This window comes from Acidaminobacter sp. JC074 (assembly GCF_022496765.1).
Taxonomy (GTDB): Bacteria; Bacillota; Clostridia; order Peptostreptococcales; family Acidaminobacteraceae; genus JABXKX01.
Genome location: NZ_VANV01000024.1, coordinates 1 through 15627 on the forward strand (window position 1 = coordinate 1; position 15627 = coordinate 15627).

Annotated in this window: 12 protein-coding genes and 1 rRNA gene; 2 read left to right on the plus strand and 11 right to left on the minus strand. The window is 35.5% G+C overall.

From position 1 onward, the window contains the following. The 3 genes from EZV73_RS22555 to EZV73_RS22565 all read right to left on the minus strand — a co-directional run. Positions 1 to 77, minus strand: a 16S ribosomal RNA gene (locus EZV73_RS22555); the annotation flags it as partial. Between the two features lie 565 nt (positions 78 to 642). Further along, positions 643 to 3804 (minus strand): carbamoyl-phosphate synthase (glutamine-hydrolyzing) large subunit, encoded by a 3162-nt coding sequence (carB, locus tag EZV73_RS22560; RefSeq protein WP_240842711.1) that lies wholly within the window; start codon positions 3802 to 3804, stop codon positions 643 to 645. Next, positions 3798 to 4856 (minus strand): carbamoyl phosphate synthase small subunit, encoded by a 1059-nt coding sequence (locus tag EZV73_RS22565; protein ID WP_240842712.1) that lies wholly within the window; start codon positions 4854 to 4856, stop codon positions 3798 to 3800. Before EZV73_RS22565 ends, carB begins: the two co-directional genes overlap by 7 nt. Before the next feature lie 248 nt (positions 4857 to 5104). Here EZV73_RS22565 and EZV73_RS22570 point away from each other — a divergent pair, with 248 nt between their 5' ends. Further along, complete coding sequence (locus EZV73_RS22570) at positions 5105 to 5935, plus strand: bacteriohemerythrin (RefSeq protein ID WP_240842713.1); 831 nt, start codon at positions 5105 to 5107, stop codon at positions 5933 to 5935. Positions 5936 to 5980: 45 nt separating this feature from the next. Here the strand turns inward: EZV73_RS22570 and EZV73_RS22575 are convergent, their stop codons facing one another. The 8 genes from EZV73_RS22575 to EZV73_RS22610 all read right to left on the minus strand — a co-directional run bounded on the left by EZV73_RS22575 (position 5981) and on the right by EZV73_RS22610 (position 14925). Continuing rightward, positions 5981 to 6556 carry an indolepyruvate oxidoreductase subunit beta gene (locus EZV73_RS22575; RefSeq protein WP_240842714.1) on the minus strand — a complete coding sequence of 192 codons (576 nt, stop codon included), beginning with the start codon at positions 6554 to 6556 and terminating at the stop codon, positions 5981 to 5983. Between the two features lies 1 nt (position 6557). After that, positions 6558 to 8336, minus strand: coding sequence for an indolepyruvate ferredoxin oxidoreductase subunit alpha (gene iorA / locus EZV73_RS22580; protein WP_240842715.1), 1779 nt, complete (start codon positions 8334 to 8336; stop codon positions 6558 to 6560). Between the two features lie 22 nt (positions 8337 to 8358). Then, positions 8359 to 9267 (minus strand): bifunctional enoyl-CoA hydratase/phosphate acetyltransferase, encoded by a 909-nt coding sequence (locus EZV73_RS22585; RefSeq protein ID WP_240842716.1) that lies wholly within the window; start codon positions 9265 to 9267, stop codon positions 8359 to 8361. Positions 9268 to 9518: 251 nt separating this feature from the next. Beyond that, positions 9519 to 10388, minus strand: coding sequence for an AraC family transcriptional regulator (locus EZV73_RS22590; RefSeq protein WP_240842717.1), 870 nt, complete (start codon positions 10386 to 10388; stop codon positions 9519 to 9521). 85 nt (positions 10389 to 10473) lie between these two features. Next, positions 10474 to 11595, minus strand: a complete 1122-nt coding sequence (locus tag EZV73_RS22595; RefSeq protein WP_240842718.1) for a lipopolysaccharide assembly protein LapB — start codon at positions 11593 to 11595, stop codon at positions 10474 to 10476. 1 nt (position 11596) lies between these two features. Then, a complete protein-coding gene (locus EZV73_RS22600) occupies positions 11597 to 12409 on the minus strand; it encodes an NAD(+)/NADH kinase (RefSeq protein ID WP_240842719.1) in 813 nt (270 codons plus the stop codon). Between the two features lie 7 nt (positions 12410 to 12416). Next, the gene (locus EZV73_RS22605) at positions 12417 to 13184 is read right to left on the minus strand and encodes a hypothetical protein (RefSeq protein ID WP_240842720.1); all 768 of its coding nucleotides are present in this window, start codon (positions 13182 to 13184) and stop codon (positions 12417 to 12419) included. Between the two features lie 4 nt (positions 13185 to 13188). Next, positions 13189 to 14925 carry a B12-binding domain-containing radical SAM protein gene (locus EZV73_RS22610; protein ID WP_240842721.1) on the minus strand — a complete coding sequence of 579 codons (1737 nt, stop codon included), beginning with the start codon at positions 14923 to 14925 and terminating at the stop codon, positions 13189 to 13191. A 170-nt stretch (positions 14926 to 15095) separates the two neighbouring features. Between EZV73_RS22610 and EZV73_RS22615 the strand changes: the two genes are divergently transcribed. After that, positions 15096 to 15599: a hypothetical protein gene (locus EZV73_RS22615; protein WP_240842722.1), complete on the plus strand. Its 504-nt coding sequence runs from the start codon at positions 15096 to 15098 to the stop codon at positions 15597 to 15599. Positions 15600 to 15627 lie beyond the last annotated feature (28 nt).

The following is a 15627-nucleotide window of genomic DNA, read 5'->3' on the forward strand; positions in this document are numbered from 1 at the left end:
TAACCTTCTCGCTCGACTTGCATGTGTTAGGCACGCCGCCAGCGTTCATCCTGAGCCAGGATCAAACTCTTAAATAAAATTTAAGATAATAACTCTCGTTATCAACTGGTTATGTGACTTCGCTTTCGCTACGCCACTTGGTTTGAATCTTTTACTTCATTCCTGAAGTTGTTTAACTTCTTTCGAAATCAAACGGAATTTTTGGGCCATTTCTTTCGAAATGGTATGCTTGTATTTTTGCTCATACTGTTCAGTTTTCAATGTTCTACATCGCTTGCAGTTACTTAGCTCAGCGACTTTTTAATAATATCATTTCTCTTTTAAAATGTCAAGTAATTTTTAAGTTATTTTTTAATAAATTTCTTAATTATTTTTTCTTACACATTTCGTTAAATCGAATGAATTTTTAAGTTGCTGTGTTGTAACAGCTTTTATATAATATCAAGTTTAAAACCGTTTGTCAACAACTTTTTTTTAATTAATTTCGGTAAGTTTTTTACTACCCAGAAATTATTTTTTTAAACTGTTTTTCTCAAACAGCTTCCTAATAATATCATCATATATTAGACAAGTCAACATACTTTTAAATAGTCGCAATATTTTTATTTGCCAAAATAATAGGACAGCCTAAGCTGTCCTATTTTACAATGCGCATATATCAAAGATTTCCTCTTTATAATCACTTGTTAAAGCATTCATATAATGTTGAGCTGCTTCTATAGAAGTAAAACATTGAACACGTGCTTTACTGGCTACAGTTCTCATCATAAAACCATCTCTCTTGGAATCAAAGCCCTTACTTGGTATGTTAATGATGATATCAAAGAAATGAGATTGTATTTTATCTAATATGTCTCCAGTCTTATTGAGTCTTTCTACTATATTAGAAGAAACATGATTATCCTCTAAGAAATCATGAGTGCCTTTTGTCGCATAGATGTTAACATCAAGCTTGTTTAAAACTGTGACAATATCTTTTAGCTTATCCTTAGATGGATCACTTACAGAAATAAATACATTCTTTACATCCGTTGCATAACCTAGTCCCTTTTGAGATTTATAGAGAGCCCCATTTAAAGAACGATCAATACTCATCATTTCACCTGTTGATTTCATCTCAGGACTTAATACTGTATCAATCCCTTGAATCTTTTCCATAGAGAAGACAGGTATCTTTAAAGCCACTAGACCATGGTCTTTTTTAGTCACCTCTATATCAGACAGTTTTTCACCTAACATCAATCGTGTTGAAAGATCGATCATATTAATGCCTGTTACTTTACTTAAGAAAGGTACCGTTCTTGAAGCTCTAGGATTAACCTCTATGATATAGAACTTACCCCCAGCATAAATAAACTGGATATTGACCATGCCTACGGCCTTTAAGCCACGACATATCTTCTTGGTTAATACCTGTATTTCTTCTAACTCACCCTCGGAAAATGACTGTGGTGGATAAACAGACGTTGAATCTCCTGAATGGACACCTGATAGCTCTAAATGCTCCATGATACCAGGAATCAAAATATCCTGACCATCTGTTATACAGTCTACCTCTAACTCAATGCCTTCTAGGTATTCATCTAATAAAACACCTTTTTCAAGACAAAGTGTTTCCAGATAAGCTTTTAACTCATTTTTATTCTGTACAATCTTCATGCCTTCACCACCTATTACATAAGACGGTCTGCATAGAAGTGGAAAAGATAAGCCCGTTAAGATAGCTTCTAAATCTTTCATATCATAGACAACACCACCTTGAGGTTGATCGATGTCTAAAGAAGCCATCAACTTGTTAAAAGATTCTCTGTCTTCTGCCAGGTGGACGCCATGGTAATCTGTACCTAGTATTTTAATGCCGTGATCACTCAGCATTTCAGCCAACTTAATAGATGTTTGACCACCATATTGTAAAATAACACCCTCAGGCTTTTCTATATCAATGACATTCATGACATCTTCAAATGTAATAGGTTCAAAGTACAATCTATCTGCTATATCAAAGTCTGTAGAAACAGTCTCTGGATTGTTGTTGATGAGTACAGCATCATAGCCTAGTCTCTGTACAGCATATACACCGTGTACTGAACAGTAATCAAACTCAACGCCTTGGCCTATAGATATAGGTCCTGAACCAACAATAATAACCTTCTTATTGCATGATTCTTTAACTTCCGTATAAGCATCATATGTTGAGTAGTAATATGGCGAATAAGCCTCAAACTCACCAGCACATGTATCTACCATTCTGTAGCTATTCACAATCTTATTATTAAGTCTTTTGTCCCTAACATCGTTTTGATTTGAATCTAACAATAAATCAGAAATATGTTTATCTGAAAAACCAACCCGTTTAAGAGTCTTTATTTTATCTGCATCCACAAAATCCAGTTTTCTATTTCTAATACTTTCTTCTGCTTCAATGAGCTTGTACATCTTTTCTAAAAAGAACATATCAATAGCCGTCTCTTTATTAAGCATCTTAATAGAAACTTGTCTTCTGATAAGCTCTGCCAAATAGAAGATTCTCTCATCGGTGCCTTCACCCACAAGTTTCATCAATTCTTTTAAAGAATACGATCTAATCGATTCTCTGTAAAGACCATCTTGATTAATTTCTAAAGATCTAATCCCCTTTAAAAGTGCTGATTCAAAGTTATTACCAATGGCCATGACTTCACCAGTTGCCATCATTTGAGTCCCCAGTTTTCTATCAGCGTCTTTAAACTTGTTAAAAGGCCACTTTGGAATCTTAAGTACACAGTAATCTAATACCGGTTCAAAACAAGCTTTGGTCTTCTTTGTTACATCATTCGTGATCTGATCTAAGCTGTAACCCAATGCAATTTTAGTCGCTACTTTGGCAATTGGGTAGCCCGTTGCTTTAGAAGCTAAGGCTGAAGATCTAGACACTCTTGGATTTACTTCTATCACATAATACTGTGAACTATTAGGATCAAGAGCCAATTGGACATTACAACCACCAACGATATTTAAGGCAGAAACGATGTCAATACTTGCCCTTCTTAACATTTGATATTCTTTGTCTGAAAGTGTCTGTGACGGTGCGATAACGATACTGTCTCCCGTATGGATACCAACAGGGTCAAAGTTTTCCATGTTGCAGACAACGATGGTATTGCCATCATGGTCTCTCATCATTTCATATTCAACTTCTTTCCATCCCTTGATAGACTTTTCTATCAATACCTCTGACGTCATACTCATTTGAAGACCTGCTTTAACAATCTTCTCTAAGTCGTCATTGTTGTAACAGAAACCACCACCTGTACCACCTAGTGTAAAGGCTGGACGTACAACAATTGGATAACCAATTGTTTCAGCAATTTCTCTGGCTTGATCGATGGTCTTAGCTATTTGACTTTCAAGGCAAGGCTGACCAATCTCTAGCATCTTATTCTTAAACATCTCTCTGTTTTCTGATGTTTCTATACTAGAAACATTGGTTCCGATAAGCTTAACCCCATACTTGTCCAGTATGCCTTTATCGTGTAACTCCAAAGAAAGATTTAAAGCTGTTTGTCCACCCATACCCGCTAGTAAGGCATCAGGCTTTTCCTTGTCGATGATCTTTTCTAAATATTCTACTGTCAGCGGCTCTGAGTATACAACATCCGCTAAGGCCTTATCTGTCATAATGGTTGCTGGATTGTTATTTACCAGTACCACTTGTATGTTTTCTTCTCTAAGCACTCGACACGCTTGGGAACCGGAGTAATCAAACTCTGCAGCTTGACCTATTACGATTGGGCCTGAACCTATAACCAAAACCTTCTTTAACATAATGCCTCCTTTACCATGATTTCAAAATTATCGAATAAGTAGTTTGAATCATCTGGACCCGGTGATGCTTCCGGATGATATTGAACACTAAATATCGGTAAAGTCTTATGTTTAAAGCCCTCGATACTTTCATCATTCACATTGACATGGGTAATCTCAAAGACATCTGAATCTATAGATGTTTTATCAATCATATAAGAATGGTTTTGTGATGTTATGAATACTCTATTTAATTGTATATCCTTAACTGGATGGTTTGGACCTCTGTGACCAAACTTCAGCTTTTCAGTTTCACAGCCATAAGCATGGCCTAAAAGCTGATGACCTAGGCAAATACCAAATGTCGGCTTTGCCTTTGATAGGATCTCAACCTCTTTGATGATATCAGATAACTCACTAGGATCTCCTGGACCATTTGATAAGAAGATGCCATCAGGATTGTCTTTTAAAACTCTTTCTGCAGATGTTGTCGCAGGATAAACTGTTAATCTAAAATCCTTTAACAAGAGCTGGTTTAAGATGTTTTCTTTAATACCAAAATCCATAACACCGATATGGTACTTGCCTTCACCCATCTTAACAATTTCATCACGCGTAACCTTTAAGGCAGCTTGATGGTTATTGTAATCAGAAAAATCCACTTGCTCATTATCCTCTACAACAATTTGACCAACCATATTACCATTGTCTCTTATTAGCTGTGTCAGGTATCTTGTATCTACACCTGATATGCCTACCATATTGTGCTTTTTCAAATAAGAATCAAAGTCTCCTTGAGATTCCCAATTCGAATGAAGTGTTGCCAGTTCTCTTACGACTACACCATTTGCCTGGGTCTTAAAAGATTGGTTTACCTTGTCTGAAATACCGTAATTTCCGATTAATGGGTAGGTCAAAACCACAATTTGGCCAAAATAAGAGGGATCTGTCACAATTTCTTGGTATCCAGTCATCCCTGTATTAAACACGATTTCGCCTATTGCGTTTTGGGTATGACCAAAAACAGTGCCTGGAAACTTAGTCCCATCACTCAACAATAAATAGCCTTTCATATTTACCTCCTCAATTATGTTTCTCTGAACATATTAATTGCAACTAAAAGTCTAATATTCAGTTGTTGTATATTTATACCATTTTATGCATGAAACTTATATTTTTCATAGAGTTTTCAGACAATTCATGAATAAATACACATTTATATATATTATACCTATCTTTTCATTTTTATCAAGTCTTATTGTATAATAATTATTAAGTTATCTTAATCGACGCCTGGGTAACAATAGATTAAGGAGGCATCATGAAAAAAATAATCCTAATCGAGGAAAGCAACGTCATAAAACTACGCTTGGAAAAAATCCTCACCAGCAACAATCTACATAACTTCGAATTCTTAAACATCAAGTTTATAAGTCAAACATATATCAGCAAATACAAGGACGAAATTGGTCTATTCATCTTTGAACTGGACAACCAGGAGTATACCTGTATAAACCTTTTTAAGATGATTAGAAAAGAGACTTCTATCCCTATCATCGCCCTGAGTCAGTCGTCAGATGTCACACTCTTAAAAGACTCAGTACAGGCTGGCGCTAACGACTTTATAATCAAACCCTTTAAAAATGATGCGCTGGCCTTTAGGATAAAGAAGGTATTGGGGTCATCAAAGCAAGTTGAAAAAGCATCCTATGATCATACAATTGAACCTATAGCCAAAGATGCAAAGCTGATTTGGCATCAGGACTTTAAAGTAGGCATAGACCAAATAGATAATGAACATGCCCAGATTATAGACAAGTACAACCAGCTTTATCAGCATATGAAAAAAGGACAAGGGCACGATTATTACAAGGAGCTTTTGGCTTTTCTAAAAACCTACGTACAGGAACATTTTAGTCACGAGCAAGTTTTACACAAGGAACATGGTTACCCTCATGCAGAGGAACATTATCAGATTCATGAATCTTTTAAACAGTCCCTTTTTGAAATTTATGATGCCATGGATGAAAACCCAATTCCAAATAAGATGCTCATACAGATCAGCTTATTTATCAAACAGTGGCTTATTCACCACATCCTTATTGAAGATAAGAAGTTTGGCGACTTCATGAAAAATGCATCTAGCAATTAGATGCATTTTTATATAAGAAAAGCATCTCCGAAGAGATGCTTATAATTAAACTTGTTCCATACCTACTTTTAATGCCTTGATGTTGATATCAACAAATTTTTCTTTAACTGTTTGTCTAATAACTTCTTCCCAGTCAATGTCCATAAGCCCCATAGCTTTAACTAAAGCGCCTACTATGATCACATTTGCTGTTCTATAGTTACCTACTTCTTGAGCTAATTTACCAGCTTCAAAAGTTGTTACTTCAGCTTTTTCTTTTAAGGCTTCGATAACACCTTGAGGATAATCAGCATCACACGCTAAAATTGGAGCAGAAGGAATTTCGAAGTCGTTAACCACAACTTTACCGTTTGGCTTTAAGTACTCTAACCACTTACCAGTTTCCATCGTCTCAAAAGATACTAGGATGTCAGCTTGACCCTTACCGATGATTGGGGAATATACCTTCTCACCATATCTAACCTGAGTTGTAACTGAACCACCTCTTTGTGCCATACCATGTACTTCTGACATCTTTACATCATAACCTGCTTGAATTAAACCAGCAGCTAGGATTTTACTTGCTAAGATTATACCTTGCCCACCAACACCGGCAAGTAGAATATTTTTAACTTCAGACATATTATTTTACCACCTTTCCGATTGCATCGAATGGACAAGATTGAGCACATACTGAACAACCAATACATGTATTAGGATCAATCTTCGCCTTCTTAGTTTCACCATTAAAGCTTAACGATGGACAACCTGTCTTGATACAAACTTTACAGCCTCTACACTTGTCTTCATCAACTTTGTATTGACGTGGTGATAAATCAAACTCAGCAATATCTTGCTCAGAGAACTTCTTAAGTGCACATGGCCATCTTGTAATGATTACTGAAGGACCATCATAAGCAAATGCAGCTTCTAAAGCATCATCTACTTCTTTTAAGTTAAGTGGATCTACTGTTACACAGTGTTCGATACCAATCGCTTCAACTAACTTAGGAATATCAATTTGCTTAGCTTCTTCACCTTGTAATTTAAAACCAGTACCTGGGTTCTCTTGGTGACCCGTCATACCTGTAATTCTGTTATCAAGGATACAGTGAACTGTATTAGAGTTATTGTAAGCTACTGTCATTAATGAGTTAACACCTGTATGGAAGAATGTTGAGTCACCAATAACTGAAACAACCTTTTGCTCTACATTATTTCTCTTGAATGCTTGTTGAGCACCATGAGCCATAGAAATAGAACCACCCATACAAATTACAGAGTCAATTGAGTTAAGAGGAGCAGATGCACCTAATGTATAACAACCAATATCACCTGTTACCATAACGTTTCTCTTCTTAGAAAGTGCATAGAAGAAACCTCTATGTGGACAACCTGTACATAATGTTGGCGGTCTGTTTACTTTCTTGTCATCAGCAATAGAAACTGTTGGTCTTTCTTCGTTTAATAAAGCCTTTGATACGATATCTGGGTTTAACTCACCAATGTTTGGAATTAAGTCTTTACCAATACACTCGATACCAGCAGCCTTCATTTGCTCTTCCATAAACGGCTCTAATTCTTCAATAACATAAAGCTTGTCTACTTTAGAAGCAAATTCTTCAATTTTAGCCATAGGCATTGGGAATGACATACCTACTTTGAAGTAAGATGCAGTGTCACCAAATACTTCTTTAGCGTACTCATAAGCAACACCAGAAGTTACGATACCAATCTTTGTATCGTTCATTTCAATTCTATTAAGACGAGTTTCGTTTGAGAACGCTTCTAATTTCTTTAATTTATCTTCTACAATTGGGTGAAGAATTCTTGCAGTTGCCGGTGCAGCTACATACTTAAGTGGCTTCTTCTCATAAGGAACCATTTCCACTTCTGTTCTTTCACCTAACTCAACCAAACCTTTTGAGTGACAAGTTCTAGTTGTCATTCTGAAAAGAATTGGTACATCGAATTTTTCTGAGATTTCATACGCATCCTTCACAAAGTCTTTACACTCTTGTGAATCAGATGGCTCGATACAGACAATCTTAGAGAATTTTGCATAGTATCTGTTATCTTGCTCATTTTGAGAACTGTGACAACCTGGATCGTCAGCTGAAACTAAAATAAATCCACCAGTTACGCCTGTGTAACCCCAAGTAAATAATGGGTCAGCAGCAACGTTAACACCAACGTGCTTCATAGCAGCTAATGTTCTAGCACCTGCAACAGATGCACCAATAGCAGTTTCCATTGCAACCTTTTCATTAGGTGCCCATTCTGCCGTTAAGTCTTCTTTATACTGAATCATATTTTCTAGAATTTCAGTACTTGGTGTACCAGGGTAAGCTGAAGCATAAGTAACGCCTGCTTCAAAAGCACCACGAGCAACCGCTTCGTTACCTGTCATAAACTTCTTCATTCAACACTCTCCTTCAAAATCCTTATTTATAAGCAGCAATAACGCTACCTAATGCAATTGAGTTTAATTTATCTTCAAAGCTGTCTGCTCTTGAGACCAATACAACTGGCGCCTTAGCACCCATAATGATTCCAGCAGAACGTGCTTTTGATAAGTAAGTTAAAGATTTACCTATACCATTACCAACTTCAATGGTTGGTACCACTACAACATCTACGTCACCAGCAATTTGTGACTTAAAGCCTTTTGTCTCTGCTGCTTCTTTAGAAACAACAAGGTCAAATGCAAGAGGTCCTTCTACAATAACACCCTCACCAAATTCACCATTTTGACACTTTTCTTCTAAAGCTTTGGCATCTACAGTAGCAGGCATCTTAGGATTTACTTTTTCCTTAGCTGCTAAACATGCTACCTTAACATTGTCATTACCAAGAGCTTTCGCTACTTGAATAGCATTTTTAGTAATGGCTGTCTTTGCTTCTAAATCTGGTGTGATGTTCATACCACCATCAGTGAAGTACATAAGCTTATGGTAAGTAGGAATATCATAAACCATTACATGCGACAGTTGACTGTCTGTTCTTAAGCCCACTTCCTTATCCAGTACTGCCTTAAGTAAAATAGATGTGTCAATAAGACCCTTCATCACAAAATCTGCCTGACCAGTCTTTACAAGTTCAACTGACTTTCTAGCAACTTCTGTTAAGTCTTCTAAATGAATCAATTGGTAACCTGATAGGTCTAACTTGTTTTTATCAGCAATCTCTTTAATTAATTTTTCATCACCAACTAAAACAGGCTCTACAACTGATTCTTCTGCCGCTTTTACAACAGCCAGTAAGACATCTTCGTCTTGTGCAGCAGCTACAACAAGTTTCATCGTCTCTTGCTTTTTAGCTGCTTCCAGTAACTCATTAATGTTTTTTATCATATCTTCTCCTTTTCATTTAAAATTTTTATGTAAGGATTCAAATTTTTTTATAACCACCTTCATCTTACAATATTTTTGTAAGCATTGCAATAAATTTTGAAAGAGAAAAAATTTAATTCTATCTAAACAAGAAGTCAAGGTATTGAGCTTTTCGTCACTTGTAAAAATAGGTTTTCATACCAAAGAAAAAAGTGGCCATGCATCCTTTGCATACCCACTTTCTTTATGGTCAAATATTTATTTATGATTTTCTATTTAACAGGCACATAAATGTACATTTTAGAGGATGCCTTGTTAGGATCAAAATCTTTGTCGTAAAGCTCAAAGTCATATTCATAGACAGCCTCATAACCACTTTCAGGCAGCCACTTAGAATAAATGCCCTTGTAGGTATCACCTAGCCCTTCCACAGAACCTATGTGTGTAAAAACAGCATACTTAGAATGAGTTACTTCCCACACTTCCATGCCAGAAGGTAGGTCCTCTACAGAGTCTACTTCTATACCGGCAAGGTACTTAAAGTCATTTTGAATGTCTAAATTCAGGTTTTCTACATTTTCTTCTACAGGTTCACAAATACCGTAAGACTTCATGTTGCCTACAGCATGTTTGATTTCTCCTTGTCTTTTAAAGAAGTCTGACCACAGTTCTCCAATTTCACCATTTAAGTTCTTGCCATCATAAACCATGCCACAGATCAATATCTTCTTAAGCTCTACAATTTCAGGTTTCATTTCTCTACCTCCATAAGTCCATATTATCTTTTCTGCCTCTATAGGAGGAAGCATTTTTATATAAGCCCTATCTTTGCGATACTTAGCCGGAGAAATGCCGAAGGTCTTTGTGAAGGACCTGGTAAATGCATCTTGTGATGAAAACTGAAAGTCCAGTGCAATATCTACAATTTTCCTGTCGGATTCTAAAAGCATCCCAGCAGCTTCAGTAAGTCTTCTGCTTCTTATATAACCACTGATGGTGTAACCTGTAAAGATATGAAACAGCTTAGAAAAATGACAACGACTGAAACCATTCACCTTAGACAAGTCTTCTAGTGTAAAAGGTGACATCAAATTGTTTTCAACAAATACAAGTGTTTTTTCCAAAGCAGTTTTGTAATACATGCCTACCTCCTACATTTAGTATATGAAATCCCAGTCAGATATTCTTGACATTTTGTTCGAAAAAAAATTCAGAGAAAGCTCTGAATTAATTTAATAATCTCATTTCATTTAATCTTTTAATCCAAGCAGACGTAATTTCATCTTCTGGATCAGCTTTAAAAGATCTCATCAGAAAAGACTCTGCCTCGTCTAGTTCATTTAACTGGATATAAACAATACCTAAGTTACACAATATTTCTGAGTTCTCACGGTCCATCTTTAAAGCTTCTTTGAAGGCTTTAATGGCCTCTTCAAATCTACCCATGGTCATATAACACAAACCAATTTCATTATAGGTTTGAACATGACCTGTATTAAGCTCCATCACCTTGGCATAATACTTTAAGGCATTGTCAAAGTCATTGTTCATCCTGTAACCCAAACCAATAAAGAACATAAGGTTCCACCAATCAAGGTATTCCGGTTCAAGAGCTAATAAAATTTCCAAACCTTCGTCTACACGACCATCTAAGATCAGTGTGTGACCTTCTTCAAACTTGATTTTTGCATTTAAATCCGTCAGTCTAGTCACAATATCATGTTTAGAGTTTTCATCGATGTCTTTTTTAATGGCTGTTACCCATGCTTCTTCAGCTTTCTTGTATTCATTTTCATTAGAATACATAAAGCCCAAGTGGTAATAGGCATTTGGATCATCTGGGTATTTTCTAATCAAATTCTCAAAGACATCTCTAGCCTCTGCTAAAAATACCTTATCTGTCTTCTCATCTTCATAAGCGAGTTCTACACAACATCTACCGTAATTGACAAGGACATCAATTTCACTGTCTACAAATAGAAGGCTTGCCTTGAAGTAAATTAGAGCTTTCACCTTCTCCTGACTATTGGCCAAATCAAAACCATGCTTTAAAAAGAACAAACCGACATTTTGATCAATGGCTAAAAGTAAGTCATGGTAGTATGCTTTATGAGGAAAATCTTCGTCAACGGCTAAGACAAAGCCCATGCCCTTCACCATGTTGGCAGCTGTAATATCAGCAGCCGAAACACCATTTACCTTGTCCATCACATCAACAAACATAACTGGAATAGGAATTGATGGATCCAAAGTCATGCCATTGATTTCTGCTTTTGCCTCTGGCTTTAACTCAATGAAAACAACTTCATCCAGTTTACTTTTAAAAAGTTCATCTAATCTATTAAACATATTATCCTCTTATAATATTCTTATCTATAATCTTCTTTCTATATAGATTGTAGTAGCTGTATCTCTTATCCCTTAAAATCTCTATGGCCTTGTGAGACGCCATAATGTGGATTTCAGATATATAATCATTGGAAATCTTCAAGCCATCACAAGCAACAATCACTTCACGTGAGTTTGACTTGATGATGTTGATGTCTATAGCCGCCTCTATAGGCAGAACCATAGATGACATAAGTGGTCTGTTAACACTGTTGTCATTTGGATTAAGAGGTGTCAGCTGATAAACTGGAAGTTCCGAGTGCATAGCAACCCCTCCAGCCCAAATAGCATAACCCGTTGCACCAATTGGTGTAGAAATAATAAAGCCATCACCAGTAAAGTAGTTAAACTCTTCTTTATCAATGTAAATCATGGCTTCCATAAGTCTTGGTTCCAGATGTTTGATCAAAATTTCATTAAAAGCGTACTTTTCAATCACCTGACCGTTAACCGTCTTACAGATTACCTTTAACAAAGGATAAGACTGCACATTGTAAGTGTTGGTTTTGATAACATCAATGAGTCTGTCGATTTCATCAATATGAAAACTCGGCAGAAAACCCAAGGTTCCTGTATTGATACCTACAAAAGGCACCTTAAGGCCACGCATCATACGAATGGCACTTAACATGGTTCCGTCACCACCGATAACAACCACAAGGTCTGGATTGTCTTCAACAACATTGATCCCTGATTCAACAAGTCTTCTGATCAACTTGCCTTTAACTCTTAAACTTTCTTTCTTAAAATTATGGTGCAAGAGTACTCTTTTCATAGGTCACCTATTTCCCGTAAATATTTCTCATATATTCTCTTTTTCTTCTTGAAGAAACACTTAGTATCTTAAATATATAGCCTCTATAAATTAAATAATATAAAAGTGGAATACCACTTAATACAGCTTGAACAATACTAAAAATAATAACATTCAACAATTCTGGCATGGTTACTAGCGCACCCATGAGTGGTACCAATACAAAACGACTCATTAACATATAGAGTCCTATACAAATCATACCCAGAATACCGTTAATCAACAACCAATGTTGCCAATTTTCTTTAATAAAGTTATGACCATAAGCAAAGATCTCTAGTCTGTCTAAGTCCTTTTGATAAATAACCTCTGGTGTTGCATAGACCAAATAGAAGAATAGAATTAAAAATGACGGTACTGGTATTCTTGTTAAAGCCATAAATAATGACACGATGATGTTTGGAATGGCAGTAGCTGTTAAAGCAGGCATAAAGTATCTCATATAGTTCTTACCTATTTCTGAGAACTTAAACTTAAAGCCGTTAACGGCATTTTCTAAATGTGTTAAATAATCAGAGATCATATAACAAGAGAAAAACCAACCGATAATTCCCGCTAGGAAACCACCTGCAGAACCTAATCTTCCAACAGTTATACCCAACAGGTATGAAAAAATTGCATAAGCTACTATATATAAGCCAAGCATAGGAATCAAGAAAATATTTTTACTATATGATTCATTAGTCTTTTTAAAGACAACTTTGTTGATGGCTTTTAAATCTGAGAAAAAACTCATATCATCACTCCTTATTGATATAGTGTGTTACATCTTGGTATGTTGATTTAGAAAATACTTGATAGTCGACATTGTAGTCGTACATGATGATTTGTTCTTCATTTATTAGTTCTTTACTATTATCAAGATAATTTATTATATCATATGGGTATTCTACAAACTTCACATGTTTAAGCCACTGCTTAACAGACTTTTCTCTAGTGGCTTTGGTCTTTAAATAATCATAACATGCATTTTGGAAATCCTTGTCCCTATTGACTTCAAAGAAAACAGATGGTGTCTTGTCATTTGAAAGATAGTAGTCATGTTGCATGATACTTTTTAAAAGAGCCATGTCTTCAAAGTTATTTGCCAAACAGAAATCAAATAAGATTTCGTAAAGCTTAAGAAGCTTATGTGGCTGATCAAAGAGATGGTTGTCTAACCAGTACTTTGAGAATGATATATAAAAATCAACTGCCCTATTATAATATTTTTTTATAACCATATCAAGACAATTTATAAAACGATTAGAATTGTAGTAGATTTCAACAATTTCCTCTACATATTTAAGGCTGATCATTTCCTTATATGTGATGTATTTATTATAGAAGATTTCATAAGGTGCCTGTTTGCTGTAAACATAACCATGAAGTTCTCTATCATTTCTAAGACCTGACCCCTTTAAAAGTTTTAAAAAACCTAACTGCAACTTCTCTGGTCTAAGAGCGTAAACATCCTCAAAGGAGTTTAAGAAAGTCTCATAGTCTTCATAAGGTAGACCTGCAATTAAGTCTAGGTGCAAATGAATGTTCTTAAACTTTGACAGGCTCTTAACCGTCTTTTTAATGCCGTCGAATTTGACATTTCTTTTTATGGCAATCATGGTCGGTTCATTGGTAGACTGAACACCAATTTCAAATTGGAAGAGACCTACTCGCACGCCTTCTAAATAATCGATGGTTTCTTGGTCTAGTAGACTTGCCACTATTTCAAAGTGGAAATTGGTAATGCCATTGTCGTTTTCAGCTAAAAACTTAATAAGCTCCAAGGCTCTTTTAGGATGAGCATTAAAGGTTCTGTCAACAAATTTAACCTGAGCCACCTTGTGATTGATAAAGAACATCATATCTTCTTTTACACGGTCTAAAGAAAAATATCTTACATGACCCGTTGTTGAAGACAAACAGTATTGACAGTTAAATGGACAACCCCTTGACGATTCATAGTAAAGCTTTTTAAAGTCTAAGCCATCAAGGTTTTCATAAGGAAATGGCACTTCATCTAAATCCTCTATCAAAGGTCTAGCTGGATTGACTTGGATGGTCTCTTCTCTGTAAGCAACCCCCTCAAGGTCTGATTGGCTTCCCTTGTTTAAAAACAGATAATCACATAGGGCCTTGTAGGACCTTTCGCCTTCACCAAAAATGATGTAATCTATAAAGTCATATGCTTCTAATATGGAAGCTGGTTCATAAGAAACTTCAGGTCCACCAAAAACAAGCTTTATATCTGGATTGATGGTTTTGATGTCCTCAGCTATTTTTAAGGTCATTTCATAATTCCAGATATAACATGAAAAAGAGATCACATCATAGTCTTCCTTAAAGATGTCCCTTACTATATCATCTACATGCTGGTTGATTGTATATTCCTTTATAGTCGGATAATAAGACTCACTTCTTACATATTGGCTTAAATATCTGATGGCCAAGGAAGAATGTGAGTACTTGGAGTTTAGTGTTAATAATAAGTTTTTCATATATGCCTTCTTTCTTACACCATTGTACTTTTTTTTCCGAATAAAGACAAGAAAACACCCATCTTGTATCTACAAAAAAACATAATTTCTAAGAGACTTATCATGCTTTTTAAATGATTATATGTTATACTTTTAGAAACAGTAAGTTATTAAACTATAGGAGGGTTACCATGGCAATAATGTCTTCACGTCTCATACGTCATGAAATCTGTAAGGATGAGTTAAGAAGCCTCGGGGCAAGAGTACTTGATATCCAAGGCATTATGTTCTATGTTAAATTTAAAATTAATGGCTATAAGATTTCGTACATCTATCACTTAAACCCTGACAATACATACTTCTTAGAACGTGTTAAACCATATTCAATGGTAGTCGGTGACTTCAACACAGAAGAAGATATTGTAGATATCATCAAGATTGATATCGATCAGTTTAAGAATGCAATGAATTCAAACAACTTCTCTAAATTTATCGATGTTGATAATAACATCTCTAAATTAGTTCGTATCTTCGAGGACTTATATTTATATTATAATATCAATGCAGAAGATATTGATAATCTTAACAATGAGATTAAAACAATTCTAGCGACAATTAAAGATATCAAATCACACAGTGATCGTGTATACTTCAAGAAAGATCCAGAAGTATTAGATGAAGAAGTGGATTTTTAAGGATTTCAATTGAAATCCTTTTTTATTG

What these genes read in the sequence shown, in the direction of transcription:
- EZV73_RS22570 (WP_240842713.1), top strand. Translation starts at nt 5,105, where the DNA reads ATGAAAAAAATAATCCTAATCGAGGAAAGCAACGTCATAAAACTACGC.
- EZV73_RS22565 (WP_240842712.1), bottom strand. Translation starts at nt 4,856, where the DNA reads ATGAAAGGCTATTTATTGTTGAGTGATGGGACTAAGTTTCCAGGCACT.
- EZV73_RS22595 (WP_240842718.1), bottom strand. Translation starts at nt 11,595, where the DNA reads ATGTTTAATAGATTAGATGAACTTTTTAAAAGTAAACTGGATGAAGTT.
- EZV73_RS22585 (WP_240842716.1), bottom strand. Translation starts at nt 9,267, where the DNA reads ATGATAAAAAACATTAATGAGTTACTGGAAGCAGCTAAAAAGCAAGAG.
- EZV73_RS22590 (WP_240842717.1), bottom strand. Translation starts at nt 10,388, where the DNA reads ATGTATTACAAAACTGCTTTGGAAAAAACACTTGTATTTGTTGAAAAC.
- carB (WP_240842711.1), bottom strand. Translation starts at nt 3,804, where the DNA reads ATGTTAAAGAAGGTTTTGGTTATAGGTTCAGGCCCAATCGTAATAGGT.
- EZV73_RS22605 (WP_240842720.1), bottom strand. Translation starts at nt 13,184, where the DNA reads ATGAGTTTTTTCTCAGATTTAAAAGCCATCAACAAAGTTGTCTTTAAA.
- EZV73_RS22600 (WP_240842719.1), bottom strand. Translation starts at nt 12,409, where the DNA reads ATGAAAAGAGTACTCTTGCACCATAATTTTAAGAAAGAAAGTTTAAGA.
- EZV73_RS22575 (WP_240842714.1), bottom strand. Translation starts at nt 6,556, where the DNA reads ATGTCTGAAGTTAAAAATATTCTACTTGCCGGTGTTGGTGGGCAAGGT.
- iorA (WP_240842715.1), bottom strand. Translation starts at nt 8,336, where the DNA reads ATGAAGAAGTTTATGACAGGTAACGAAGCGGTTGCTCGTGGTGCTTTT.
- EZV73_RS22610 (WP_240842721.1), bottom strand. Translation starts at nt 14,925, where the DNA reads ATGAAAAACTTATTATTAACACTAAACTCCAAGTACTCACATTCTTCC.
- EZV73_RS22615 (WP_240842722.1), top strand. Translation starts at nt 15,096, where the DNA reads ATGGCAATAATGTCTTCACGTCTCATACGTCATGAAATCTGTAAGGAT.